Consider the following 26,398-nt stretch of genomic DNA (forward strand, 5'->3'; position numbering starts at 1 on the left):
AAACATATGCCATTATGGCATATGTTTTTATAAATGAATAGTCTTATTAGAAAGGCTAAATCCTTAGCATTAGCATAGGAATAATAAGCCCCGCCCATAACCGAAGATTCCCAAACATAGGAGCTCCGAAAACACTAATTCGAAAAATGAATTTCCAATCTATAAAACGTATCCAAAAAAACGAAAGGATATTGAACAATATCTATCAAAGTAATAGACATAAATTTTGAGTTGAACAGCATCCAGCTTCATCTCTTGGAATATTTAATAAATAAACATACATTTACAGCAAGCAATAATTTGTCCGAATGAGTGGAGTCAACCAATTCCAAAACGCACAAAAAAGCATAAAAAACAACCAAAAATTAGTGAATTATGATTAAACACAAAAACAATATAAAATCTTGTATTTCAGTATTTAAAAGTTTTTTAATAAAACACTAACTTAAATTAAATCTTAGATTTAGTACTAATATTTTTAGCATATCATGTTTTTAAGACAAAAATCATTATATAAATATATATTTATCAGTATTTTAATTTGTATTATATTAACCATATATACACAACAAGTAAAAGCTCAACTTTTTGACTCCGACCAAGCCTCTTCTAAGACGAAATGGAGACAGATAAATGAAGCCCGATTCCAATTGATATTCCCTCAAGAATTTGAAAAAGCAGCTCCTCTCCTCGCCTCTCAGATCAACAGCATGTTGGATAATGCCAGTAAAGATCTAGGAATAAATCCAAGGAAAATTTCAATCATAGTTCAAGAGAACCATATCGAACAGAATGGTTTCGCTCAATTGGCTCCACGTAAAGTGGAACTATTCTCCACACCTGGGCCGGCTAGCGACAACACCAAATGGTTACCAAACCTCGTCCAGCACGAACTTAGACATGTAGCACAGTTTGACAAATTGACAGGTAAAATCAAAGGTCCGTTTTTCGAACAATTGGCTTTAGCCTTGTACGGACTTCATCTTCCGGCATGGTACTTTGAGGGGGATGCTGTCTCTATCGAAACCCAATTCTCCAATGGTGGCCGAGGAAGATCCAGCGCCTGGATGGTTCCCCTAAAAGCCAATATGGTAGCCGGCAAAAACTATTCATTCGATAAAAATATCCTTGGGTCTTTCAAAGATATTACCCCCTCTTACTACCTCACCGGTTATCTGATGAATAGCTACCTCAGCAACAATTTTGGATATCCGGTGAAGGAGAAGATCATGGACAACATGAGGAAAAATCTACTGCGCCCCTTCAACTTTAATGTTGCCTTGAAGAAAGAGACAGACATGAACAGTCAAGCGCTATACAAGCAAAGTATGAAGGCGTATAAGGGCACTTGGGAAATGCATATCAAACCCGAACAAGAGGATATTATTTCTCCAAAAAACGACCGATATTTCAGCCATTATTACCTCCCTCAAACCAATGGTTCAGGAGAAATTTTCACCTTGGTGGAATCGCCAGATCAGGTATCCCATCTGGCAAAAATCGAACAGAATAGCAGTAAAAAACTGTTTAAGCTCGGTTATCAGCTCCGTCCATATTTTCACTTAAACGATAACCATATAGTATGGGACGAAATCAGAAGGGATGCCCGATTTGGTAAACAGACCTATAATATTATCCGGATTTATGATATAAAGACGAAAAAAACGAAGGACCTCAGCAAAAACAGCCGTTTTTACAGCCCTGTAATCGATTCAAATTCTGAAAATGTGTATGTGGTCCATGTAGATCAAACAAACGTTTCTAGCCTAGTTAAAATCAATTTAGAGACATTGGATGTTCAAGAGGTTGTGCAAATGCCTGCGGATTTCCAGTTATTACAGCCTGCTCTTCATCCAAAAAACAACAAGATAGTAGCCATTGTCTTGAGTCAAAAAGGCAATAATCTGATCGAAATAGATTTGGAATCCAAGTCTTGGGAACCCCTATTCGCTTGGTCGAACCAAGAGTTTGAGCGCCCGATCTATGCCGGTGAAAGCGTTATTTTCAAGGCACAAAAAGATCAAAAAGATAATATTTTCAGGTTGGATCTTGGTAATGGATCAGTTTCGCAAGTCACCTTTTCGAGCTTGGGAAATTATTCACCAAGCAGCTATGATGGGAATACGCTTTACTATAACAGCTATAAATTTAATGGCCAAAAGGTAGGAAAACTTAGGTTGGATTCTGTAAAATTCCATCCGGTGAAGATTGATGAAAACAATCCGGCGATCATGGATCGGCAGCTTAATGCTATTTATAGTTTGGAAAATCAACCTCAAAATCAAGACTACCAGATCAAAAAATACAATCCTTTAAGCCATCTTTTCAACTTCCATAGCCTTAGTATAAGCGCTAATAATTTTGAAAGTTTTGATAATTATAGGCCTGGTATATTCTGGATCGCCAATGATCTGCTGAATACTTCCCAGGTCAAATTGGGTTATGAATATGATCTGGAAAGAGAAAAAAGCAGCTATTCAGCAGAGGTTACTTATCAGAAATATTATCCAAAATTTACGGTGAGTTATGAAAACAGAGGGCTGATAGGTCAGGCGAAAGTAGGAAATAACGGCACGCAAACCATCAATTTTGATTATAGGGAACATGTGTATATGTTGGATATGCAGATCCCTATGGTCAAATACAGGGGCAATGTGATTTACAGTTATGGGTTGAATTTTGGAACTTCCTATCAGAAAAGGTATGATCTGAGCATGGATAATTTAAGGAATTTCAGGTATGAAATTGCATTTCCATTAAATTATCAGGTTTATTTGAACCGCAATTGGCGCCGCAGCCAAATGGATCTGATCCCAAAATGGGGACAGAATATCAATATAATTTATCGGCATGTGCCTTTTACATCCGGCATGACGGGTAATATCTGGGTGTTAAAGAGTAATTTTTACTTTCCTGGTTTCTTTAGGAACCACGGTTTTCAGGCCAGGTTATCTTATCAGAATGGGTATGGGCAGTTTGCCAATTCGAATGAACTCCCTATGGTGGGTGGCTGGGCTCATTTCAAATCCGAGAAGGTGGATAATACCTTGTTGTTGAATTATCGTTTTCCGATTGCTTATCCGGATTGGTCGATTGGCCCTTTGGGGTATATCAAAAGATTCCATGGGTATCTGTTTACGGATTATCAGAATTTGGAGGATAGTGGGTTTTCACCGGCATCATATGGGGTTGGACTCTCTATGGATTTCAATTTGATGAGGTATAAATTGCCGGATTTTGGGCTGGGTGGGAAATTGAGTTATATAAATCATCCAAGCGCCAGAGGAAAGGTAGTGCCGAGCTTTAGCTTTAGTTATAGTTATTAAGAATTTTGGGAGCCACGCGTCATTGCGAACTCTACGTCAATGCGAAGAGGATGCGTCATCGTAAGTTTGTAGGGAAGTTATAGGAATTAAAGAAACAGAATATAATTTTGTATTTCATTTAGGATACAGCGAGAGAGGGAGTAAGATTTTTAATCGTCATTGGTCCTTGAGAGACCCTTCGCAATGTTAATCCCCCTCTCTTATTCCTATCATAAACTTGGACAGTTCATTAGGCCAGGAGCCTGTTTTTACGATTGATAAGTTATGATAAGAGCTGCTGTAATCCACAAAAATGGTATACAAAGATGGTAACAGGTATTGATTGTTCAAAGGATTATTTTGACATTTCTGTCCAATCGGGACAGAAAGAGGTTTTTAAGGGTCGTTTCAGTAACGACGAAGCGGGTTTTGTGGAGGCCCTGGGCCACATGCACGGCAGCCATATAGCGATGGAGGCCACCGGTCCCTATTACTTCCGGCTGGCAAAGTTCCTCTGGGAGAGGGATGAACGGGTCTCGGTCATCAACCCCCTTGTCATCAGGCGTTTTTCCCAGATGACCCTGGCCAGGACCAAGACCGACAGGAAGGATGCCCAGCTCATCGCCAAGTTCACCAGCATGACGGAACCTGCCCAATGGAGGCTGCCGGAGGAACATGTGCTGAGGATCAGGAACCTGGAAGGCTATATCAAGGGACAGAAGGAATGCAGGACCATGCTAACGAACAGGCTCCATGCATATGAACATGCGGGAACACTGGAACCCACGCTCAGGAAGACCATAGAGGAAGGGATCAAACGTTATGATCAGGACATCAATGAACATGAAAGGCAGGTCCAGCAGATCATCATGGAGAATTACGGGGAACTCAATGAAAACCTGCGGAGCATCCCGGGCATCGGCCCGCGCAGCGCAGCACTGCTTATCATCCTGACGGACGGTTTCAGTCGGTTCGAGGGGTACAGGCAGCTGATATCCTATTTCGGACTGGCGCCCAGGATATTCGAGTCCGGCAGCAGTGTAAGGGGAAAGGGACATATCTGCAAGATGGGGATGGGCCAGGTCAGAAAGGTGCTGTACATGGCGGCAATATCCGCCATCAGGAGCAACACCGCCTGCAGCGGGCTTTATGGGAGGTTGATGGAAAAGGGAAAACCCTACAAGGTCGCAATCATAGCAGTGGTGAACAAACTGATCAAACAGGCATTCGCCATCGCAAAATCTGGAAAGGGCTACATCGCAAAAGCGGCCTAATCAGAATATTATTTGGAGAAAATTTAATTTATTATTTGGATATATACACAGTTCATTGCGAGGAGGTACGACGAAGCAATCTTTGGACTTTGCTTTGGAATTTGACTTTGGACTATTGTCATCCTGAGCGCAGTCGAAGGATCTGTACGGTTACATACGAACAGATGCTTCGACTACGCTCAGCATGGCATGTGGGAAGATTGCTTCGTTCCTCGCAATGACGCGGAGTTCCTCGCAATGACGCGGAGTTCCTCGCAATGACCCGGAATTCCTCGCAATGACGCGGAGCTCGCAATGCCAGAGAGCCCCTCCCAAAAACCTTTCTAATCCATTATCGCCTTCACACCTGGCAAGGTCTTCCCTTCCATATATTCCAATAAAGCACCACCACCGGTACTTACATAGCTCACATGCTCCGTCATCCCAAATTTCGATATCGCTGCAGCAGAATCACCACCACCGATCAAAGAAAAAGCACCACGCTCTGTAGCTGCTACAACCGCATTCGCCACAGCACGTGTTCCCTTCTCAAATGTCTCCATCTCAAAAACACCCATTGGACCATTCCACAACAAGGTATTCGATGCCATAATCACATCAAAGAAATGTTCTGAAGACTCCTTACCAATATCCAATCCTTGTAAATCAGCTGGAATCTCATCGATCGGACCATCATACACCTTCGCATCATTCGCAAAACGATCTGCAATCTGCGCATCTGTTGGCAACACCAAATTCACCCCTTTTTCATCCGCTTTCTTCACCAATTCATTCGCCAGATCCAACTTATCCAATTCTACAATGGATTTACCGATCTCACCACCACGAGCCTTGATAAAGGTATAAGCCATACCACCACCAATGATCAAATTATCCACTTTATCCAACAAGGCTTCGATCAGTTCCAATTTATCGGAAACCTTCGCACCACCCATGATCGCTGTAAACGGACGCTCAGGCTTGTTCATTACCTTCTCCGCATTATTGATTTCATTGGACATCAGGTATCCAACAAATTTATTTCCTGGAAAATACTCCGCAATAATAGCTGTTGAAGCATGCGCACGGTGCGCAGTTCCAAAAGCATCATTCACATACACATCCCCAAGTTCAGCTAATTTCTTAGCAAAATCCTTATCTCCTTTTTCCTCTTCCTTATGAAAACGAAGGTTTTCCAACAAAAGCACTTCTCCAGGTTTTAATGCTGCAGCTTTTTCCTTTGCCTGCTCCCCAATGCAATCATCAGCAAACTGAACTTCTACACCCAACACTTCCGATAGGTGCTTAACAATATGTTTCAAGGAATATTTATCGGTAGGACCTTCTTTTGGTCTACCTAAATGGGACATCAAGATCACAGAACCACCATCCTTTAAGATTTTCTTGATGGTCGGCAATGCCCCTTGAATCCTGTTATCATCTGTAATATTAAAGTCGTCATCAAGAGGCACATTGAAGTCTACTCTCACCAATGCTTTCTTGTCCTTAAAATTCAAATCGTCTACTGTTTTCATGATATTTTTTTATTTCCGGTTGATTTTCGTGTCTAAAGATATAAAAAAGGCGTTGAACCCAAAACGATAGTCAACGCCTTTTTAGTTTAATATATTTCTACCAAATAAGGTATTCGTGCCTGTATTCCAGACCGCTTCGTAATTTTTTTAATTTCCGTGAGGTATTTCACATAATCACCCATCTCATCCTCCAGCATCCACATCTTGATTTTTTCTTTGGAGGTGGATAATAGATTGGCAAATGGTTCTTTCGCTCGAGGGTATTCGGAAACACGGTAATTATCCAGTTTCGCCTTTTTTGCAGCGGCTTCAATAGCCTCATCCAACCCAGCTACGCGGTCCACCAGCTTTAACTTAACTGCCTGTTCCCCAGTCCATACACGTCCCTGCCCGATACTATCCACATAGGCAACATCTATTTTACGACCATCAGCCACACGTTTCATAAAAACCTGATAGATCTTGTTCACCCCACCTTGAATGATACTTTTTTCCTCTTCCGTTAGTGGTCTATCCATATCGACATCCATATCTGCGAATTTAGCTGTCTTCACCGCATCAAAATGGATCCCTAATTTATCATTGAACAGCTTCTGCATATTCGGGATCATTCCGAACACCCCAATAGAGCCAGTCAAAGTCGTCGGATCAGCAAAAATAGAATCTGCTGCTGCTGAAATATAATACCCTCCCGATGCGGCATAATCACCCATGGAAACAATCACAGGTTTTACCTTTTTGGTCAGATCCACTTCGCGCCAGATATTTTCTGATGCCAATGCCGAACCACCTGGTGAATTTACCCGCAAAACGATCGCTTTAACCCGATCATCCGTGCGGAGATCCCGAAGTTCTCGAGATATTTTATCTCCCCCAATCTGACCTTCCATCCCTTCGCCATCTACAATCTCGCCATAAGCATACAATACCGCCACACGGCTAGCACCTGCTTCGCCTGCATCAGCTTTATTATTATAATCCAAGATCGAGACATAAGGAACATCCTTTTTCGCATCGATCCCTAATTTTCCACGCAATTTTGCCAAGACCTCATCTTTATATAACAGACCATTAACAAAACCATATTTCTTGGCATCCTCCGGTTCACGGATCAGATATCCGTCAGCAATATGCTTCAAGCTATCCACGGTGATCTTTTTGCTGTTGGAGATGTCCTGTAAAAAGGTATTATAGATACTTCCTAAGTAGGAATTCACCTGTTCTTTATTCGCTTCGCTCATACTGTTCATCATAAAAGGTTCCACCGCACTTTTATAAGTTCCCACCTTCAGGATCTGCATATCTACACCCAGCTTTTCCATGGCTTCCTTAAAGAACATCACCGAAGTCGCTAGCCCGCGAAAATCCAAACTTCCTTGCGGATTTAGGTAGATTTCATCGGCTACACTGTTCATGTAATATCCTTTTTGGCTCATTACATCACTGAACGCGAGTACAAATTTTCCTGATTCTTTAAAATCTACAATGGCTTCTCGAATGGCTTTAGCAGTAGGAAACCCCGCATTAACGCCTGCAACATTCAAATAAATCCCTTTGATATTTGCATCTTCTTTAGCGGCTTTGATCCTGGAAAGGATATCATTCAAGCCAATGCTGCGCGTACCGGAATAACCAGGAACATCCAGCCCCTCGAAAGGATTGGGCTCCGTTTTTTCGGTTATGGTATGATCCAGATTGATCATGAGCACGGCATTGCTCGGGGTAATAGTTTCTGATTTTGTGCCAACAGAACTCACCATGGCGCCAATTATTCCAATAACGATAAAAAATAAAATAATGGAACTAATAATAATACCGGTGATCGTGGCTAATACATACTTAAAAAATGATCTCATACATGTTATGCTTTAGCGTCAGTAAAAATAAGTTATTATTCCAACTTTCCTAATAACTATTCCTATATTAAACGCATGAATCGAGTATACATTTTGTTGGGTGCAAACATAGGTGATCCTTGGCAGCAACTGGCTGCTGCAAGGCTGGAAATTGAGGAACGTATCGGTAGCATTGAACTTCAATCCAGCATTTATGAATCGGAGGCCTGGGGAGTAACTGATCAGCCTGTATTTTTAAATCAGGTATTAGCCGTATCCACTGCGTATTCGGCCATGGAATGTTTGGACATCGCCTTGGACATTGAGCGTGACCTAGGTCGGGTTCGCTTAAAAAAATGGGGCTCACGTGTAATTGACATCGATTTACTCTATTTCAACGAGGAAATAATTAATACGGAAAGACTGAAATTACCACATCCCTATATCCAAGAACGCAATTTTACCCTGGTGCCTTTGGTCGAAATTTCTCCACAATATCTTCATCCGGTTTTAAAGAAAATAAACAAAACCTTATTATTGGAGTCTAAAGACACATTAACAGTTAAAAAACACATTCATGAACACCTATAATATTATCGACGCTGATATTATTCAAAGCAATATGATGAATAATACAGAAGTGATAAAACAAATGATTTCCATGTTTTTGGGACAGGGTAAGGAGGATTTTAAGGCTCTTCAAAAGCTGGTGGAAAACAAGGATTTCGCGGGAATCAAATCCAAAGCCCATCATATCAAACCGACCATGGAATACATTGGCGCAAGCAGTCTAAGATACCAGTTCCAGGAATTGGAAAACTTGGTGACATCAGGCGCGGCTTACACTGCCTTGAAAAGCCATTTCACGATTATGGAAAGAGACTTCAAGGAAGCCATGGAGGAGCTCGAAGATTATGCCTCTACCCTTTCCTGATTTTTCTCCGACGAAAAATGGATAAAGGAAAAGAGGATATAGATCAACAACACTAACGGTAAGGCCAGAAAACTTAACCAAACCAATAATAGCACACTAACGATCAGAAATAGGTATTTGTATTTGTTCACAGACCATTTCAAGCTATTCAGTTTCATCGAGAACAATTTAATTTCAGATACCAAAAGTAGGCTGGATACGATCGCTATGCCTATCAATAGGTAAGCGTTGTTCAGTATTTGGTATTGTTGGGCAATAAAGGGAAGGGAGATGATCACAAAGGTGTTCATTGGGGTGTTCACGCCTATGAAATCGGTCGTTTGGCGGGTATCAATATTAAATTTCGCCAGGCGTAAAGCTGAGAAAACTGTAATAATAAAGCCAATATAGGGCAGGTATTCTTGATCTGTAGCGTTTTTCAACATCATATACATAATCACCCCCGGTACAAACCCGAAACTGATCACATCTGCCAAAGAGTCCAGTTCCTTTCCTATCAGCGATTTTACATGGAGTGCGCGAGCCACCATACCATCGAAAAAATCAAATATCCCAGATGCCAATACGCAATAAAAAGCATAATTAAATTCTCCTTTCAGAACGAACAGCACAGCAATGCATCCGGAGAATAAATTGAGGGACGTTATGGTATTGGGGATATATTTCTTCATAAATAAAAAAAGCCATCTTTGTAACAAAGATGGCTTAAAAATATCAATTTCTCATGGTTTTTTAACCATTCATACTAATTAAAAATTCGGAATTCGATTTGGTACCACGCATTTGGGTCAATAAAAACTCCATAGCTTCCTGAGAATTCATATCCGCTAAGTGGTTTCTCAATACCCATAGACGTTGTAGTTCCTCACGGTCAACCAATAAGTCATCACGTCTTGTACTAGATGCTGTAAGATCGATCGCTGGGAAGATACGTTTATTGGATAATTTACGATCCAATTGAAGTTCCATGTTACCTGTACCTTTAAATTCTTCAAAGATAACCTCATCCATTTTAGAACCAGTTTCTGTCAATGCGGTAGCTAAGATCGTCAATGAACCACCGTTCTCAATGTTACGGGCAGCACCGAAGAAACGTTTTGGTTTGTGGAGCGCGTTAGCATCCACACCACCTGATAGGATTTTTCCTGATGCAGGAGCCACAGTATTGTATGCGCGGGCAAGGCGGGTGATGGAATCCAATAGGATAACCACATCATGTCCACACTCGACCATACGTTTAGCTTTTTCCAATACGATGTTAGCAATCTTTACATGGCGATCTGCCGGTTCATCAAAAGTTGATGAAACCACTTCCGCACGTACGCTGCGCGCCATATCGGTTACCTCTTCCGGACGCTCATCGATCAAAAGGATAATCAAATAAACTTCTGGGTGGTTCTTAGCAATGGCATTTGCCACTTCCTTCAACAAGTTGGTTTTACCTGTTTTCGGTTGTGCTACGATCAATCCACGCTGACCTTTACCGATCGGTGTGAAAAGATCCATGATACGGGTAGAATAATTGCCTGGACCTAAATCCAAATTCAATTTTTCATCCGGGAAAAGTGGTGTTAAGTAATCAAACGGTACACGATCGCGAACTTCGGCCGGATCTTGACCATTGATTGCTTCTACACGTACCAATGGGAAATATTTCTCGCCTTCTTTCGGCGGACGGATACACCCACGTACATTATCTCCAGTTTTCAATCCGAATAATTTGATCTGCGACTGGGAAACATAGATATCGTCTGGTGAAGTCAGGTAGTTATAATCAGAAGATCTTAGGAAACCATATCCATCAGCCATGATTTCCAATACACCTTCATTAACAATGACATTGTCGAAGTCTGTAGGGTTTGCTGCTGGTTTTTGTGTTTGTTCCGGAACTGATGGCTTCTGAGGTTCAGCTGGTTCTTTTTCGGAAGGTGTAGTTGGGAATTCGATCTTCGGTTGATCTTCTTCAGGTGATTTCTTACGACCTACGGCTACTGGTTCAGCCGTCTTTACCGTGCGCATTCGCTTTCTAGGTCTTTCACCACTTGCGTCCACATCCGCATCTTCATGAACAGGTGCTTCTTCAGCTGTTCCTTTTTGTGCCTCTTGGGCTATTACACTAATACGATCAATCAATTCTTGCTTCCTAAGCTTTTCAGCATCGGCAATACCAAGAACTTTAGCGATCTCGCGCAATTCAGACACGAGTTTCGTATTCAATTCATTAATATCCATTAATTTATTCTATGATTTATAGGATTTTTATTTTTATTGAAATTTATCTTTCAGGACTTCGCTATTCTAAGACTTGAAGTCAGGTAACTGACGATCCTTTAAGTGATTTTCCTTTTACCCTGATGAAAGACAATTTTTAGAACCGCCACAAAGTAAAAAAGATAAAATGTAAATTCAAAAGAAAAATAGGTTTTTTTTCCCACTTTTACCAATTTCTAATACAAATTCATTTAGTAAAATGTTTTAGCATCCGTTAAATTTTTGAGAAAAATCAAAAATTAATTCTTTATTTGTAGGTAGATAATCATAAATCAACGCTATTTGATATGAATAACCAACAAACAAACACCAATTACCCAGCACTATACACCCTCATTGTGGTGTTCTTTTTTTGGGGCTTTATAGCCGCCGGAAATAGTGTTTTCATCCCCTTTTGTAAAAATTATTTCCACCTCGATCAGTTTCAATCCCAATTGATCGACTTTGCCTTTTATACGGCTTATTATATAGGTGCCTTGCTCCTATTTATCTTCGGTACGATCTCCGGAAAGGACCTTGTCGGAAAATGGGGCTATAAACGGAGTATCGTTTATGGGTTGCTGTTCTCGGCTTTGGGCGCAGCGGCCATGATCGTGGCTGTGGAGGTCAATGTATATGTGGGAATGTTGATCGGTTTGTTTATTGTAGCCTTAGGTTTTTCCCTTCAGCAAACGGCTGCAAACCCATTTGCCGTTCTGTTGGGTGATCCTAAAACGGGAGCTTCCCGGGTGAACCTTGGTGGTGGTATCAATTCTCTCGGTACTACAATCGGTCCCTTGATCATAGGTTTTGCATTATTTGGCACCTTTGAGACGGTTTCAGACAGCCAGATCGCCAGCTTACCCTTGAATAAAGTGGTATATCTATACGTGGGAGTAGGACTATTGTTCATATTAGCTGCTGGCCTATTCCATTTCTCCAAGAAAGTACCTGCAGGATATAACCTGGAACCGATGGAAGCCGCCAATAAGGCGAGAACAACGCTGGTTATCATGACCATTCTGTTGTTATGTGCGTTCATTCCTGTATTCACCAGTTATAATTCAGCAGAAGCGCTGCAGATCGAGAACCTAAAGGAAGTGGTGAAAACCAGCCGGGATGCAGGCCCAGCTTTTGAATTGGAAATGCTATCACATTCCTTGGAACTGAAACGCATGTTCTGGTTATTAGGAGCCCTATTGGTCGTGGTTGTGGGCTTATTGTTCGCCTATGGTAGTGCTAAGAAAAACCCGGCCGGATGGGGTGCCATGAAATACCCACAATTGGTATTGGGGATGTTGGCATTGTTTGTCTACGTAGGTATCGAAGTGGCTATCGGAAGTAATCTAGGGGAATTATTGACTTTGGAAGAATTCGGAAGTCTGCAATCTTCACAGATCACGCCTTATGTATCGATGTATTGGGGCGGAATGATGATCGGCCGTTGGGCTGGTGCGATTTCTGCATTCAACCTGACAAAATCCAAAAAACAAATGCTGACCATTATTGTCCCTCTTATCGCATTTAGCGTCATTATTGGTGTAAATGCCTTAGCAGGGTTTGATATGTCGGTATTATATTATTATATCGTTTGTGTCGCTATTCAGATCGTTGCCTTCCTGATCAGTAAGGAAAAACCGGTACGTACCTTGATTATTTTTGGAACATTCGGTCTTGTGGCGATGGTGGTTGGATTGATGACTTCAGGTACGATTGCCATCTATTCATTCCTTGCAGGTGGATTGGCTTGTTCCATTATGTGGGGATCGATTTTCAGTCTGTCCATTCAGGGATTGGGAAAATATACCGAACAGGGATCCGCATTCTTGGTGATGATGATTTTAGGTGGAGGTATCATTCCTCCTATCCAAGGAAAACTTTCCGATATCATTGGTATCCACAACTCTTATATTATTCCGGTTATTGGATTTGCCTATATTATCCTGTTTGCGATCTTGGTTAAAAACTTCTTGACCAAGCAAGGGATAAATATGGATGAGATTGAAGCAGAAGCTGGGCATTAATCGCCCATCTAATTGTAAAATATACACTAAGTAAATATTAATTTTACACTTTGTTAATAAGCTCATAATCAAAAAATTATGAGCTTATTGCTTAAAATCAGCAGTCAAAGGGCTTCAAAATTTTTGATTATATCCAATAAAAATTCTTATTTTTAGTAATAAATCCCGTATTTTGGGAACAATACAGTAAAAATTACCATTGTAAAACGTAAAAACAAGTTACTTAATTTTAAAACTATTAAATAATGATAATAATTGCAGATGGAGGGTCTACAAAAACAAACTGGTGTTTGTTAGATGATACTAATAAAAAGATCTATTTCAACACCGAAGGTTACAACCCATATTTTGTAGATAGCGATTACATTGTTGCATCCCTAAAGAAAGGTTTACCACAGGATATTCCATACGATAAGATCACCGAGGTCAATTATTATGGTGCGGGGGTACATAACGAGGAGAAAGCGAAGATTGTGGAAGAAGCCATTCAAGCGGTGTTTCCAAATGCAAAGGTTGAAGTAGGACATGATTTATTGGCAGCTGCTCGTGCGCTGTTGGGTACAGAGGCCGGATTTGCGGCCATCTTAGGAACCGGTACCAATACTTGTATTTACGACGGTAAAGATATCACCCATAACATTGATTCTGCAGCTTATATTTTAGGAGATGAAGGTAGTGGTAGCTACATCGGAAAAAAACTATTGACAGATTTTATCCGTGGTCTTATGCCTAAGGATGTTTCTGATGTGTTCTATGAAACTTATAAACTGACTCCAGATGAGATTATGGACAATGTTTATACGAAACCTTTAGCAAACCGTTTCTGCGCAAGCTTCAGTAAATTTGTTTATGATAATAATGTAAATATTCAATATACACGTAAGATTGTTGATGATGCGTTTGAAGCTTTCTTTAACAATTTGGTGAGTAAATATCCAGATTACCAATCGTATACATTTAATTGTATTGGTTCGGTTGGGTATAATTTCAGAAATGTTCTGGAAGAAAAAGCAGATCAATATGGGATGAAAGTGGGTAAGATCCTACGCTCGCCTATTGATGATTTGGTACAATTCCATATCAATAGATCTAAAAGCATCGCTTAATAAGCAGCATAGTTTAGTCTTTATATACGTCATTGCGAGGAAAACGTCATTGCGAGGAAAACGTCATTGCGAGGAAAACGTCATTGCGAGGAAAACGTCATTGCGAGGGACGAAGCAATCTTTACACTAATCGAAAGATTGCTTCGTCCCTCGCAATGACGTTTTTAGATTGCTTCGTGCCACGCAATGACGTTTTTAGATTGCTTCGTGCCACGCAATGACGTTTATTTACAACTCATAACTCTTGCCAATCTCTGGCAAAGTCAAATCCACATCAGCTTCACTGAATAACTTCTCAACTGCAATTTCATCAATTTCTATTGGTGGGAAAGAATTGAAATGCGTTCCTACCACATGTTTACACTTAATAAACTGTGCAGCGATCACTGCATCTTCCGCATCCATGGTATAATGTCCGCCAATTGGTAAAAAGGCATAATCCACCTGATACCTCTCCAATAACTTCATCTCCATTGTCAAAGCTGTATCACCAGATACATATATAGTCTTCCCTTTGACAATAAACACAAATCCTACAGGAAATCCACCATAACTTCCGTCAGGCGTACTGTTAGAATGCGCCGCAAAAACCATCTTCACCTTTCCAAATGGCAAATTAAGAGTTCCGCCCAGATTAAAGTCAATCACTTTATCTGCATGCACACCTTGGTTCTTTACCCAATTAGCCGTCTCCACAATTGCCGCAACGGTCGCATTCTTCTTCTTCTGAACGGTCACCATATCCGCCACATGATCCTCATGTCCATGCGTTAGGAAAATATAATCTGGAGCCAAATCTTCTGCCTTCACCTCTTTAGCAATGGGGTTATAGGTTATGAAAGGATCCAAAAGGACTTTCGTCCCATCGAAATCAAATTCAAAACAGGCATGTCCGTAATAGGTATATTTCATTTTAAATCCTTTTGAATAATTATTTATTTCCGAACAAGTTCCCTAATCCGCCCAATCCTCCTAAAAGATCTTGGGAAGCTGCCTGCATTTCCGACTGACTGATGTTCTCAGCTTGGGTTAAGGCCTTATTGATCGCTACGATCAACAATTCTTCCAATTCTTCCTGATCTGCCTCTGCCAAAAACTCCGGATCGATCTTCACTTCCTTGATCTCCTTATTTGCCGTTGCAATGACACGTATTTTACCACCCTCAGCATCTCCAGATACGGAAATATGGTCTAATCTCTCTTTAATCTCCTTTGCACGTTGTTGCGCTTCAAATAACTTATCGAACATATGATTTTATCTTTTAAAACATCCAAAATACGAATAATTTAGGATTCTTGACAATCTTTATAGGTTCTTTTGCCGAGCTTGCTTACCTTTGCAGCAACAATATTTTTTCCAAGAATGGATCATTTAAAACATTATACCGCATTAGCGGACAACTTAGCATCTACCAACCCACAAGCACACGAAACCCTCGAAGAGGAGATCAATATCCTTATCCATAAGCTAAAATTCATCCCTATGGAAAGCAGACCAGTAGTGCTTATTCAGAACTTATCCACTTCGCAGATCGAACCGGATTACCTGGAAGAGATCTTGGCTGTTGCCGGTGGAAGGAAAGCAGGTTTGGAAAATGATCTTGCTGAAATTGATATTTTGATTTTCATTCAGGAAAGCCCTGATTTCTTGAGTAAGTTGCCTACCTTGTTGAGCGCCCAATACCAAGGAAGCAAGGCTGTTGAAAATAATCAGGTATACATTATCCAAAAGCCAGCTTTTGGTTCCCAACGATCAGATTATTTGCAGGATATAGAGATCCTTGCCGAGATCGTGCAATCCAAATATTTCATCTATGGGCATGAAGGTAACCACTGGATGAAATTCGGGCTATAAACAAAGGACTTAACATCTTAAATAACCAAAAGAGGTCGGTTGCTTGATGGCGACCGACCTCTTTTTATTGGATCAACTTATTTCCTTCGTTGTTAAACGAACTTCTTTCTTAGGATGGAATATAATTTTTCTACGGTTTGCGGTTTGGTTGCCCAATTATTTTTAAGCGCATAATTGGTCTGCAAAAAGGCATCTGCCTCCGCAAAATTATCAAACCTGTTCAGTAGCTCGATCGCCTCGGAATAAGCTAAACTATAACCGTTGAAAAGATCTTTGATGAACATGAGCTTATCGTTCAAGCTGACCGCTGTTTTAAGATCCACTACCGTTTCTGAACCTCGGCTAGCAGACGTATTGAACTGCTGCACATTTGTCAATCCAGCACGTTTCTGTTGTTGGATGAGTTCGTTCAATGTCAATGGCCTACTTGGTTTCGCCTCTGCTTGTTTGGCAAGATCATTTAACGTCACCTCTTTTTCCGCCGGTTCCTCAATCCTTACCTCTTTTTCCTCAATGCGAACCTGGTTTACCACCGGTTCAGAGGAGATTGATGCAGATCTTTCAGGAGTTGTTTCTTCTTTTGGCTCTACTTTGGATTCTTCCTTAGCTTCTACTTTGGAGTCTTCCTTAGCTTCTTCTTCATAAGCTGGTCTTACCGAAGTGTAATTGGAGCTTGAAGTATGTACTGGAGATTGTAGAGAATCCGTTATGGAAGTACTTGCCTCCGCTAATTCTTCTTTATCAGCGTCGGTTTCCCCTTCCTGCTTATTATCTTCTTCAGGGTTTTCTAAATCTTGCTCAGAATCCTTTGCCTCCTCCTCAGATTTCACCGTTGTTTGTTCTTTTTCTTCTTCCTCTTGATATTCCTCTACTACCGCATCATTTTCTTTGTTGCTCTTCGCTCCAAAGGTACTGGAGAATGGAATCTCTTCGTCGTATTCCTCTATCACAGGAGCATCATTATTCGATACCTCTTCTTTTTCAGTTTTTACTGCATCTGGGTTTTCTGTTGCTGTTTCTGCTTCAATATTTCCATCAGCCTCCACTTCCTGAATCTCATTTACGACCGGTTGATCATCCGCTTCATGTTCATCCACCTGAACCGCCGGTGTAAAAACAGTATCTTCCTCTTTTGCAGATTCAACATTCGAAGAATCCTCTTTTGTAGACTGGTCTTTCGTAGACTCCCCTTGCACAGGTTCATTTGAAACCGGTGAAGCAGCCAATAATCGAGGTTCCTTTTCTACTTGTAGGTTGGCCAATACATCTAGGTGTGCTGCCAAATATTTTGCCTGAGCGGCCAATAAAAGGATCTCTGTCCGATGTCCTGAAATCTGATTCCCATCCAATGAAGCGTACTGCTCATTGATCTCCACCAATAAGTCGCCGATTTTACCTAAAATATCTTGTTCTTTATAAGCCATAATGCTGTTTTGATCCTTTATTATTCTATCTTGTTCTTCTATATGAACAAAAAACAAACCAACTGAGTTTGACTAAGTTTGATTTTTTATTCGATGATGCTCAATCAAAAATAGGATTTTATTCTGATATTCGTAAGCAAAACGAAGTCCTATGATGTTATTTTCTGAACATAATTTCCACCGTAGAAGAGATTGTATTGGCAGTATCGAAGTGATCTGTGGATCGATGTTTTCTGGAAAAACGGAGGAGTTGATTCGGAGGCTTAAAAGGGCTCAATTTGCCAAATTACCGGTGGAGATTTTCAAACCGGAAATCGATATTAGATATGGCGCTAATGAAGTGGTTTCGCACGATAGCAATGCGATTCCTTCTACGCCGGTTTCCCATTCTTCAGCGATATTGTTGTTGAGTAATGAAACGAAAGTGGTGGGGATTGATGAGGCTCAATTCTTTGATGAGGAATTACCGAATGTCTGTGAGGAATTGGCGAATCGTGGAATCAGGGTTATTGTAGCGGGTTTGGATATGGATTATTTGGGACAACCCTTTGGCCCGATACCAAATTTGATGGCGATAGCAGAGGATGTGACAAAGGTGCATGCGGTATGTGTGCAATGTGGCGCGCCAGCGAATTATTCTTATCGGACGCAATTGGATGATGCTAGGGTTTTGCTTGGCGAGAAGGATAAATATGAGCCGAGGTGCAGGGGCTGTTATTTTGGACTGGAAGATGAGGATTGTTAGGTTGGATAGGCCAAGGCGAGGTATTATTCGTCATTGCGAGGTATTATACGTCATTGCGAGGAGGTACGACGAAGCAATCTTTGTATTCATGTCATCCTGAGCAACGTCGAAGGATCTGTACGGGTACCAAATGTAGATCCTTCGACTTCGCTCAGGATGACATGGGTTGAAAGATTGCTTCGTTCCTCGCAATGACGGTAGAGTTCCTCGCAATGACGGTATCTTTCCTCGCAATGACGGTAGAGTTACTTCAACTCCTTCACAATACTTTCATCCAAAGGCGTTACCTTCGATCTATATCTATGCGCTAATTTCCCATCCTTACCAATCAAAAACTTCTCAAAATTCCAATTGATTGCTCCGGTAAAATCAGGGTTCTTTGCAGTCGTCAGATACTTGAACAACGGGATCATCTTCTCCCCCGTCACATCCACCTTTTCCGACAACAAAAATTTCACGCCATAATTCTCCTCACAAAAGGCTGCAATTTCTTCATTACTATCAAATTCCTGGCCTTTAAAATTATCCGAAGGAAAACCAATTACGACCAAATCCTTTCCGTACTTATCAGATAACTCCTGCAGTTCCTTATACTGCTTGGTAAAACCACATTTTGAAGCCGTATTAACGATCAAAATCTGCTTGCCCTTGAACTCAGACAAGGAAACTTTCTTCCCATCCAAGGTCTTAAAGCTATAATCATAAACCGTCGGCTGATTGAACAGCATGGTAAAAACCATTAATATCGAATAAATCATCTTTTTAAATTTTATATTTCAACATTCAGCTCCCTATTCACCACAAAATGAAAAAGCTGCTCTATAGGATTCTTCAAAATCGTGCCAATCTTAACCCCATGTAGATTACACACCTCCCGCAAATGGATATCAAAATTATAGGCTATCTGACCCACAAAATGACATTCATATTCCCAGAAATTAGGATAAGTCATGATATTTGTCCGCACAAATTCATCAAAACCATTCCTCAACAGGTTATCAATAAATGGATGCGAACGGTTATCCCCCATGAATTTCGCAAAACTTGCCAAATAGGCATTCGGACGATCCCTTTGGTAGACATTCTTGATAATGATATCCTTGGTAATCGGATGCACTTCCTGGAAAATACGCATCAGATCCCTAGGCATGGATTCGTAGAGGTAAGCAGTTATCAATTGTTTACCGAACCAGGCACCCGAACCTTCATCCCCCAACACATAACCGATCCCGTGGATGCTTGTGGACAAACCTTCACCATCAAAATAGCTGATGTCCGACCCTGTCCCTAAATTCGAGATCAGGCCTTTGCCCGAACCAAAAGTAGCATAGGCAGAGCCGAGCAGATCGCTTTCTACTGCAACATAGGAACTGGGAAAAATCTCCGACAAGGCATTGGATACCAACTCCCTACGATCAGGAGTAGAGCATCCCGCACCAAAGAAATATACTTCATTGATCTCATTGATATAGGGAATGATCTCGGGAACACCGGAAAGGGTATTAGCGATTTCCTTTTCACTCACAAAAAATGGATTAAGGCCTTTGGTACTAAAACTTAAGGGTTTACTATCTGGAAGATGGAGCATCCAATCGGATCTTGATGAACCACTATCTGCAACTAAAATCATATTATTTAATTCTCATCAAACCCAAATATACGAAATGTAATATTATCGTGAAAGTGCATTTTATACGGATAAAAAAAGAGGCATTTCATATTCCTTTTCTATCTTTATGATGATTATTTAACCCTTTCTAATTATGATAAAATTTCGAAAACCTTTTTGGTTGATCGCTGCAGCCTTACTTGCATTCCAATCGGTACAGGCCCAGGAAGTCAGCCATCCGAAATCGCATTTTGGATTTAATATCGGAGATGATTATCAACTAACGAACTATACCCAAACAGAAGCCTATTTCAAAAAACTGGCTCAGCAATCCAATCGGGTAAAGCTCCAGGTGATCGGTAAAACCGAAGAAGGTAGAGACCAGATCATGCTCATCATCAGTTCCCCAGAGAACCTGAAGGAACTCGCGAAGTACCAGAAGATCGCTACAGATTTAGCGAAGGCAAAGATCTCGGAAGAAGCCGCTAAGCAATTAGCGAAAGAGGGAAAATCCGTGGTGTGGATTGATGGCGGACTACATTCCACCGAAGTGGTGGCTACCCACCAGTTGATCCAAACGGCCTATCTCTTAGCATCTGCAAACGATGAAGAGACCAAAAGGATCTTGGATAATTCGATCATATTAATGACACATGCCAATCCCGATGGCCATGAACTGGTAGGCGATTGGTATATGCGCCATACTGACCCGCAGAAAAGAAGCACCAGTCTGATTCCTGTCCTCTATCAAAAATATGCTGGACATGATAACAATCGAGATTTCTTTATGCTCAACCTTAAGGAAAGCCAGAACATTGCACGGCAATTGTTCATCGATTGGAACCCACAGATCATGTACAACCATCATCAAACTGCGCCTGCTGGAGCAGTGGTGGCTGGAGCACCCTATCGGGATCCTTTCAATTATGTATTCGATCCTTTGCTGATGTCGGGAATCGATGCCCTTGGGGCAGCCATGTCCTCCAGGCTGAACGCCGAAAATAAACCGGGATATACCGCAAAAGGTGGTTCCGTCTTTTCCACCTGGTATAATGGTGGTCTGCGAACAACCACCTATTTCCACAACATGATCGGTTTATTGACCGAAATCATCGGAAATCCCACACCTTATGAAATTCCATTGGTGTCCAAAAGGTTAATTCCATCCAGTGATACCCAGAACCCTGTCATCCCACAGAAATGGCATTTCCAACAATCCATTGATTACTCCGTTTCGCTGAACTATGCGGTTATGGGCTATGCGGCTCGCTATAAGGATGAGGTGTTATATAACATCTATCGGATGGGTCGCAACTCGATTGAACGAGGATCCAAGGATTTCTGGCCATTATCACCGAGTAAAGTAGCATTGATTGATTCGGCCATGAAAGGGAGCAACATTTCCTCTACCAGAGAAATGACCCGTGGTTTCGAAAAAAGAAGTTTGGAGACCTTGTTCGGAAATAAAAACCTGCGGGATCCAAGGGGATATATTCTTCCGTCCGACCAAAAGGACTTCAGTACGGCCAAAAAATTCCTGAATGCTTTAATCCAGAACGGCATCGAAGTTAAACAGGCAACGGCTGATTTTACCGTCAATGGCACATCCTACCCTGCCGGAAGTTATGTGATCAAAACCAATCAGGCTTTCCGTCCTCATATCCTGGACATGTTCGAACCACAGGACCACCCTGATGATTTCGAATACCCAGGAGGCCCTCCGATCCCACCTTACGATGCAGCAGGATGGACCTTGGCTTACCTGATGGATATTAAGTTCGATCGCATATTGGAAGATTTCAATGGTCCATTCCAGGACCTAATCCTCGGTGAGCAGATCTCCCTTTTGAACAGCAAAAAACCGGTTGGCAAATTCGTTAAATTGCCAGCGGAGATCAATGACAGCTATAAGATCGCCAACCAACAACTGAACAATAAAGGTAAGGTTTGGCGTGATCAGGTTTCAGGAGATTTCTATATCGAGAACAAAGGAAATATGGCCCTTACCTTTGATGCTGCAGGCGCCAATGCACTTCCAAAAAGTGTAAAACCATTAAAATCCCTTCGGATTGGTTTATGGGATACCTATGGAGGTTCTATGGCTTCGGGCTGGTTAAGGTTCAATCTGGAACAGCATCATTATAATTTCGAACTGGTCTTCCCTGCGGATATCGACAAGGGCAATCTGAATAGTAAGTTTGATGTCTTGATCTTCCCTGGCGGAGCGATCCCAAGATTTGGAACTTCCACAACAACTCGACCTGGGAATAGAGGAGAAATGGCGATGCCTGACCATATTCCGGCAGAGTATAAGAATCGTTGGGGCAGATTGAGCGCCGATAAATCCATCCCTGTCTTGCAGGAATTTATGGAAAAAGGCGGCAAGGTAATCACGATAGGCAACAGTTCCGATCTTGCTGAACACCTTAAATTGGGCGTGGAAGATGCATTGGTCGATCAAAACAAAGTGCCTTTGAAAAGAACGGAATTCTATACTCCAGGTTCTGTATTGACTGCCAAAGTAAATTCGGGTGTGCCGAGCACTTGGGGATATGGAGATCAGATCGATCTTTATTATTCCAATGACAATCTGTATAAGATCACCAATAAGGATATTACACCGTTGATCTGGTTTGATAGTGAAAAGGTATTAAAATCAGGTTGGTCTTGGGGAGAAAAATACCTGAAGGATGGTGTTCTGGCCTTTGAAACGAATATTGGCAAAGGAAAATTGGTTTCCTTTGGTAATGACATCAACTTCAGGGCGCAAACACACGGGACTTTTAAATTCTTATTCAACCAATTGCAATAGGTTTTTAATCCTTTAATGATAAAAAGAGCTGCTATCTTAAAATTAGCAGCTCTTTTTATGAAAGATAATTTTCTTTTTTATTGATTGAGCTTAGAAGTTCAATAGGGAAGTTTTCATCTTCATACTTTTCTAATAAAATTCCTGTTTTAATTGGTTTTAATTTCATCCTTCTAAATTTTGCTTCCTTCTATTTTTATCATATTCATAGTAAAAGATAGAAATCAATTCCCAAATTGGGAAATTCAATTTTAAATTTACATTCAAAACAAAGTATGGAAACTGAATTAAGACCGGTTTGGTTCTTCCTAAAACCAAGGTGAAAGCAATGTGAAAGTATGTAAAATGTATGTCAAGCATCCTAAACACCTACTTATACCTTGGTTTAAACCTACTTAAACCACGAACTTAAACCTATTTTATCCTATTTTAAGGGACTCAGGTCCTAATCACTTGACAATTGATAATAAGGAATTTCTTCTATTATTGAATCGGTATCCCAGCCCTAACATCAGGTAATTAGGCTCATGAAAATCTTTGATGGAATAGCCAATATGCAGAAATGCACTTTTGCTGACGCCTGTTTTCAGGGCAAAACTTTGGTAAGTACCCTTAAAATCCCCTTCACGATTAAGGAAATGTGTTCCCAATCCTATACTCAGTGTAAATATCGGCATGATATAATCTGCTCTTGCTGACACTCCCGCTGCAATCTGTTCTTTCCAATAAGGCTTAAAGAATTGCTGTTCCGTTCCTACAATATAGTCTTTGGTATACACATTAGCACTACCATCATGGATCAGGTCCAGGGATGCTCCCGCTCGGACGCGATACCCAAAGTTGTACATGGGTGCAATATATGCCCCCAAAACGGGGTAACGGTGTGGCGAAGCAATCTGATTACCTATGAAATAAACTCCTTTTCTACGCCAAGATCCAAAAGCCACCACATCATAGCTCCAATGCCTTTCAAAGGCTGGGATTTGCTTCTTCATCCGCCATTTTTCCGCGTTCGGAAGTTTTTTCGAAAGATCATATTGTAAGCCTAACCGAAAGCTGCTGGTATTAAATCCGGAATTGGGATATTCCGTATTTCCATTGGAAAAATGGGTGAAATCAAAGCCCGTATTCAGAGCTAGGCGTTTCCCCAAATACCAGCGCAGAAAAAGACCCGCATTGATATAGGCATTCTCCTTGGAACCAATAATTACGTTTTTTGGGTTTTCATGCGTATCGAAATATTTCCAACCCGTGGATAGGCCAAAATTCCATTCATAATGCAGACCCAGTAATTGGTTTAACCGTAGGATCTCCGCATTCTGGAAAATATACCCCGCCATTGGATTCCCTAATTCCTTTCCATTTCCATAATTAAAATAAGCTAAGCCAATTCCCTGGCTGGTCTGGGGGAAAATACAATTCCCAAAGGAACCTTCAGGCAGACCAAATGCATATTGCAGGTGAGCGGAAATCCCTTTTTCGGAGAGCGAGTAATCGTTGTCCATCCCTTTGTAAAAAGGTGCGGTAGGAATGACTTTTGCCGCCCGAAAATCGACACTGATCAGGTTTTTGTAGCCCCCTTGCATAATGGTCTCCCTTTGAATTGGCTGTTGGATAAGACTATCCTGGGCAAATACAAATCCTTGGGAACAGAAAATAACAAACAAGTAAATTATCCGGTAGAATAATCGAGTCATTTTAAATGGTTAACCATCAAAAATAACCAAATAAATCCTAAAGCAAGGTTAAAAATTCTTAAATATGGCGGCTAAATTCCGCTATTTTAGCGCAGCTTCGATCAATTCGCCGTAAAAAGCAGTTTCCGTTCTACCAGATGCCCTTACCTGTTGCGGAATAAAGCTCTGCGGAGTCTGACCCGGAACCGTATTGATCTCAATAAAAAAGAATTTATCTGTTTCATTCTCCAGGAAAAAATCCACTCTTACCATCCCACTGCAGTTCAACCGGATATATATTTCCTTGATGATTTCATCAGCTCGGCTTTTCTGATCAGCATTCAGATCGGCTGGCGTAATCTCCTCGGTCAGTCCTGGGGTATATTTCGCCTCAAAATCAAAAAACTCGCGGGTGGTTCGGACTTCTGTAGCCGGCAACACCTGCAGTTCGCCTTGTGCATTGCGGTAAATGCCTTGGGAAAACTCACGCCCTACCACAAATTCTTCTACAAGAACCTGCTTTCCGGTATTCTCCGCATCATAAGCATTATCCAAGGCTTCTTGGAGCGCATCCCAGGATTTCACTTTGCTCATCCCGATACTACTACCACCAGCATTCGGCTTCACAAATAAAGGCAGCACTAATTTTTCCTTAACGGTATTAAAAGCATCTGAACGATGCGCTTCAAAAAGCAACACCGATTTTGCTACGTATAATTGGGGGATATCCTGGATGATCGCTTTGGTATAGCCTTTATTCATGGTCAAAGCAGAGGTCAATGCGCTGCAGCTGGTATAAGGTAATCCGATCATATCGAAATAACCTTGTATCCTTCCATCCTCTCCGGGTGTACCGTGCAAGATGATAAATGCCACATCAAAATTGATCTTGCCGTTAATGTCCAAAGAAAAATCCTGTCTATCTATCTCATGCCTGTTTCCTTGATCATCGGTATAATACCAACCATCCAAATTAATGGCAATAGGATACACTTCATATTTTTCTTTATCCAATTGGGAGTACACAAAAGCGGAGCTTTTGAAGGAAACTTCGGCTTCTCCGGTATACCCACCCGTAATTAAGGCTACTTTAGTTTTCATATTATTCATTGAAGAAACAAATATAATTTGAGATACGAGGAAAAACGAATATTTTTGCCCTTATATTCTATCGATAATTCGAAAATTCTAAAAAATGGAATTAATATTGATAGTGCAACACTAAAAAAGCAACAGATCGATGTCGAAACTCTTTTTATACCTGAGGACAGCCACTTTCAGGAAAAACCTTATCGGGTCTATAATCTTCTTGATTGTCCTGTTCATCCTTATTTATTTTGGACTGAAAATTTACACCAAACATGGGGACTCCCAGGAGGTTCCAGTGCTGAAAGGCCTACATATCAATGAAGCCTTAAGTATCTTGGATAAGGCAGGCTTAGAATATGAAATAGACTCCATCTATCAGATGGATGCAAAACCAGGCTTGGTCATCGATCAGGATCCTGATCCTAAATCGCATGTTAAAGGCGGTCGGACCATCTATCTGACGATCATTACACAATCTGCACCGGAAATTGCTTTCCCAGAAGTGATCGACAAGACCTATATCGAGGCTTCGGCTATCCTGAAAAACCATTCCTTGAAAATTGCGGACACTACCTATATCAATGATATTGCTAGAGATTTGGTATTGGATGTTAAATTTGCCGGACAGTCGTTACGTGCTGGAAGAATGGTTCCTAAGGGATCGAAGATCTCCTTGATTCTTGGAAATGGCCGTGGTGATAGTGAGGTAGAAATCCCTAACCTGGTCGGATTGCCTTTGATCGAAGCAAAATTTGCTTTGGCTGGCGTAGGGTTGGTACTGGGTTCTGTTAAATTCGCAGATGGATCCAACGACTCCCTGAATGCGATCATCGAAAGCCAAAGTCCAGACACCAGCGCAAGAATTATTTCCATCGGTTCAGCGATCCATGTGATCATGTCCAAACCAAAAGAAGTAGCACCCGAAACTCCAACCCCGCTAAACCCATAA

General features: G+C 41.2%; 21 protein-coding genes. 10 read left to right on the plus strand and 11 right to left on the minus strand.

From position 1 onward, the window contains the following. Positions 1 to 488: 488 nt before the first annotated feature. Together E3D81_RS07480 and E3D81_RS07485 are read left to right on the plus strand one after the other, a co-directional pair. Positions 489 to 3,326 (plus strand): TolB family protein, encoded by a 2,838-nt coding sequence (locus E3D81_RS07480; protein WP_134776991.1) that lies wholly within the window; start codon positions 489 to 491, stop codon positions 3,324 to 3,326. Positions 3,327 to 3,631: 305 nt separating this feature from the next. After that, on the plus strand, positions 3,632 to 4,579 hold the full coding sequence (locus tag E3D81_RS07485; RefSeq protein ID WP_134776992.1) for an IS110 family transposase: 948 nt from the start codon (positions 3,632 to 3,634) through the stop codon (positions 4,577 to 4,579). Positions 4,580 to 4,902: 323 nt separating this feature from the next. Here E3D81_RS07485 and E3D81_RS07490 read toward each other — a convergent pair whose 3' ends face one another. Both E3D81_RS07490 and sppA read right to left on the minus strand, forming a co-directional pair. Then, the gene (locus E3D81_RS07490) at positions 4,903 to 6,093 is read right to left on the minus strand and encodes a phosphoglycerate kinase (RefSeq protein WP_134776993.1); all 1,191 of its coding nucleotides are present in this window, start codon (positions 6,091 to 6,093) and stop codon (positions 4,903 to 4,905) included. A gap of 86 nt (positions 6,094 to 6,179) precedes the next feature. Beyond that, the gene (gene sppA, locus E3D81_RS07495; protein WP_134776994.1) at positions 6,180 to 7,949 is read right to left on the minus strand and encodes a signal peptide peptidase SppA; all 1,770 of its coding nucleotides are present in this window, start codon (positions 7,947 to 7,949) and stop codon (positions 6,180 to 6,182) included. Between the two features lie 75 nt (positions 7,950 to 8,024). Between sppA and folK the strand changes: the two genes are divergently transcribed. Beyond that, positions 8,025 to 8,519 carry a 2-amino-4-hydroxy-6-hydroxymethyldihydropteridine diphosphokinase gene (gene folK, locus E3D81_RS07500; RefSeq protein ID WP_134776995.1) on the plus strand — a complete coding sequence of 165 codons (495 nt, stop codon included), beginning with the start codon at positions 8,025 to 8,027 and terminating at the stop codon, positions 8,517 to 8,519. Further along, positions 8,506 to 8,862, plus strand: a complete 357-nt coding sequence (locus tag E3D81_RS07505; RefSeq protein WP_134776996.1) for an Hpt domain-containing protein — start codon at positions 8,506 to 8,508, stop codon at positions 8,860 to 8,862. Before folK ends, E3D81_RS07505 begins: the two co-directional genes overlap by 14 nt. On the opposite strand, the gene pssA is transcribed toward E3D81_RS07505, so the two are convergent. Continuing rightward, entirely contained in the window at positions 8,841 to 9,533 is a 693-nt protein-coding gene (gene pssA, locus E3D81_RS07510; protein WP_134776997.1) for a CDP-diacylglycerol--serine O-phosphatidyltransferase, read from the minus strand. The genes E3D81_RS07505 and pssA overlap by 22 nt on opposite strands. 61 nt (positions 9,534 to 9,594) lie before the next feature. Continuing rightward, entirely contained in the window at positions 9,595 to 11,094 is a 1,500-nt protein-coding gene (rho, locus tag E3D81_RS07515; RefSeq protein WP_134776998.1) for a transcription termination factor Rho, read from the minus strand. A gap of 326 nt (positions 11,095 to 11,420) precedes the next feature. Between rho and E3D81_RS07520 the strand changes: the two genes are divergently transcribed. Beyond that, positions 11,421 to 13,136 (plus strand): MFS transporter, encoded by a 1,716-nt coding sequence (locus E3D81_RS07520; RefSeq protein WP_134776999.1) that lies wholly within the window; start codon positions 11,421 to 11,423, stop codon positions 13,134 to 13,136. A 245-nt stretch (positions 13,137 to 13,381) separates the two neighbouring features. Beyond that, entirely contained in the window at positions 13,382 to 14,242 is an 861-nt protein-coding gene (locus E3D81_RS07525) for an N-acetylglucosamine kinase (RefSeq protein WP_099366943.1), read from the plus strand. 228 nt (positions 14,243 to 14,470) lie between these two features. Here the strand turns inward: E3D81_RS07525 and E3D81_RS07530 are convergent, their stop codons facing one another. Both E3D81_RS07530 and E3D81_RS07535 read right to left on the minus strand, forming a co-directional pair. Next, entirely contained in the window at positions 14,471 to 15,154 is a 684-nt protein-coding gene (locus tag E3D81_RS07530) for a metal-dependent hydrolase (RefSeq protein ID WP_134777000.1), read from the minus strand. A 19-nt stretch (positions 15,155 to 15,173) separates the two neighbouring features. After that, the gene (locus E3D81_RS07535; protein WP_099366941.1) at positions 15,174 to 15,491 is read right to left on the minus strand and encodes a YbaB/EbfC family nucleoid-associated protein; all 318 of its coding nucleotides are present in this window, start codon (positions 15,489 to 15,491) and stop codon (positions 15,174 to 15,176) included. A gap of 114 nt (positions 15,492 to 15,605) precedes the next feature. On the opposite strand from E3D81_RS07535, the gene E3D81_RS07540 reads away from it, so the two are divergent. Further along, the gene (locus E3D81_RS07540; RefSeq protein WP_134777001.1) at positions 15,606 to 16,097 is read left to right on the plus strand and encodes a hypothetical protein; all 492 of its coding nucleotides are present in this window, start codon (positions 15,606 to 15,608) and stop codon (positions 16,095 to 16,097) included. A gap of 92 nt (positions 16,098 to 16,189) precedes the next feature. Here the strand turns inward: E3D81_RS07540 and E3D81_RS07545 are convergent, their stop codons facing one another. Further along, positions 16,190 to 17,521 carry a hypothetical protein gene (locus E3D81_RS07545; RefSeq protein ID WP_134777002.1) on the minus strand — a complete coding sequence of 444 codons (1,332 nt, stop codon included), beginning with the start codon at positions 17,519 to 17,521 and terminating at the stop codon, positions 16,190 to 16,192. Between the two features lie 154 nt (positions 17,522 to 17,675). Here E3D81_RS07545 and E3D81_RS07550 point away from each other — a divergent pair, with 154 nt between their 5' ends. Next, a complete protein-coding gene (locus E3D81_RS07550) occupies positions 17,676 to 18,266 on the plus strand; it encodes a thymidine kinase (RefSeq protein WP_099366938.1) in 591 nt (196 codons plus the stop codon). Between the two features lie 245 nt (positions 18,267 to 18,511). Here E3D81_RS07550 and E3D81_RS07555 read toward each other — a convergent pair whose 3' ends face one another. Together E3D81_RS07555 and E3D81_RS07560 are read right to left on the minus strand one after the other, a co-directional pair. Next, the gene (locus tag E3D81_RS07555; protein ID WP_134777003.1) at positions 18,512 to 19,024 is read right to left on the minus strand and encodes a glutathione peroxidase; all 513 of its coding nucleotides are present in this window, start codon (positions 19,022 to 19,024) and stop codon (positions 18,512 to 18,514) included. An 11-nt stretch (positions 19,025 to 19,035) separates the two neighbouring features. Further along, entirely contained in the window at positions 19,036 to 19,896 is an 861-nt protein-coding gene (locus E3D81_RS07560; protein WP_099366936.1) for an N-acetylglucosamine kinase, read from the minus strand. Between the two features lie 133 nt (positions 19,897 to 20,029). Here E3D81_RS07560 and E3D81_RS07565 point away from each other — a divergent pair, with 133 nt between their 5' ends. Continuing rightward, complete coding sequence (locus E3D81_RS07565; RefSeq protein WP_134777004.1) at positions 20,030 to 22,687, plus strand: M14 metallopeptidase family protein; 2,658 nt, start codon at positions 20,030 to 20,032, stop codon at positions 22,685 to 22,687. A gap of 446 nt (positions 22,688 to 23,133) precedes the next feature. Here E3D81_RS07565 and E3D81_RS07570 read toward each other — a convergent pair whose 3' ends face one another. Both E3D81_RS07570 and E3D81_RS07575 read right to left on the minus strand, forming a co-directional pair. Continuing rightward, entirely contained in the window at positions 23,134 to 24,381 is a 1,248-nt protein-coding gene (locus E3D81_RS07570; RefSeq protein ID WP_134777005.1) for an acyloxyacyl hydrolase, read from the minus strand. Between the two features lie 81 nt (positions 24,382 to 24,462). Further along, on the minus strand, positions 24,463 to 25,461 hold the full coding sequence (locus E3D81_RS07575; RefSeq protein WP_134777006.1) for a D-alanine--D-alanine ligase family protein: 999 nt from the start codon (positions 25,459 to 25,461) through the stop codon (positions 24,463 to 24,465). 139 nt (positions 25,462 to 25,600) lie between these two features. On the opposite strand from E3D81_RS07575, the gene E3D81_RS07580 reads away from it, so the two are divergent. Beyond that, positions 25,601 to 26,398, plus strand: a complete 798-nt coding sequence (locus E3D81_RS07580; RefSeq protein WP_134777007.1) for a PASTA domain-containing protein — start codon at positions 25,601 to 25,603, stop codon at positions 26,396 to 26,398.

This window comes from Sphingobacterium sp. CZ-2 (assembly GCF_004526235.1).
In the GTDB taxonomy this organism is placed as follows: domain Bacteria; phylum Bacteroidota; class Bacteroidia; order Sphingobacteriales; family Sphingobacteriaceae; genus Sphingobacterium; species Sphingobacterium tenebrionis.

Coding starts and splice junctions, on each gene's coding strand:
- E3D81_RS07480 (WP_134776991.1), top strand. CDS start 489: ATGTTTTTAAGACAAAAATCATTATATAAATATATATTTATCAGTATT.
- E3D81_RS07485 (WP_134776992.1), top strand. CDS start 3,632: ATGGTAACAGGTATTGATTGTTCAAAGGATTATTTTGACATTTCTGTC.
- E3D81_RS07490 (WP_134776993.1), bottom strand. CDS start 6,093: ATGAAAACAGTAGACGATTTGAATTTTAAGGACAAGAAAGCATTGGTG.
- sppA (WP_134776994.1), bottom strand. CDS start 7,949: ATGAGATCATTTTTTAAGTATGTATTAGCCACGATCACCGGTATTATT.
- folK (WP_134776995.1), top strand. CDS start 8,025: ATGAATCGAGTATACATTTTGTTGGGTGCAAACATAGGTGATCCTTGG.
- E3D81_RS07505 (WP_134776996.1), top strand. CDS start 8,506: ATGAACACCTATAATATTATCGACGCTGATATTATTCAAAGCAATATG.
- pssA (WP_134776997.1), bottom strand. CDS start 9,533: ATGAAGAAATATATCCCCAATACCATAACGTCCCTCAATTTATTCTCC.
- rho (WP_134776998.1), bottom strand. CDS start 11,094: ATGGATATTAATGAATTGAATACGAAACTCGTGTCTGAATTGCGCGAG.
- E3D81_RS07520 (WP_134776999.1), top strand. CDS start 11,421: ATGAATAACCAACAAACAAACACCAATTACCCAGCACTATACACCCTC.
- E3D81_RS07525 (WP_099366943.1), top strand. CDS start 13,382: ATGATAATAATTGCAGATGGAGGGTCTACAAAAACAAACTGGTGTTTG.
- E3D81_RS07530 (WP_134777000.1), bottom strand. CDS start 15,154: ATGAAATATACCTATTACGGACATGCCTGTTTTGAATTTGATTTCGAT.
- E3D81_RS07535 (WP_099366941.1), bottom strand. CDS start 15,491: ATGTTCGATAAGTTATTTGAAGCGCAACAACGTGCAAAGGAGATTAAA.
- E3D81_RS07540 (WP_134777001.1), top strand. CDS start 15,606: ATGGATCATTTAAAACATTATACCGCATTAGCGGACAACTTAGCATCT.
- E3D81_RS07545 (WP_134777002.1), bottom strand. CDS start 17,521: ATGGCTTATAAAGAACAAGATATTTTAGGTAAAATCGGCGACTTATTG.
- E3D81_RS07550 (WP_099366938.1), top strand. CDS start 17,676: ATGTTATTTTCTGAACATAATTTCCACCGTAGAAGAGATTGTATTGGC.
- E3D81_RS07555 (WP_134777003.1), bottom strand. CDS start 19,024: ATGATTTATTCGATATTAATGGTTTTTACCATGCTGTTCAATCAGCCG.
- E3D81_RS07560 (WP_099366936.1), bottom strand. CDS start 19,896: ATGATTTTAGTTGCAGATAGTGGTTCATCAAGATCCGATTGGATGCTC.
- E3D81_RS07565 (WP_134777004.1), top strand. CDS start 20,030: ATGATAAAATTTCGAAAACCTTTTTGGTTGATCGCTGCAGCCTTACTT.
- E3D81_RS07570 (WP_134777005.1), bottom strand. CDS start 24,381: ATGACTCGATTATTCTACCGGATAATTTACTTGTTTGTTATTTTCTGT.
- E3D81_RS07575 (WP_134777006.1), bottom strand. CDS start 25,461: ATGAAAACTAAAGTAGCCTTAATTACGGGTGGGTATACCGGAGAAGCC.
- E3D81_RS07580 (WP_134777007.1), top strand. CDS start 25,601: ATGTCGAAACTCTTTTTATACCTGAGGACAGCCACTTTCAGGAAAAAC.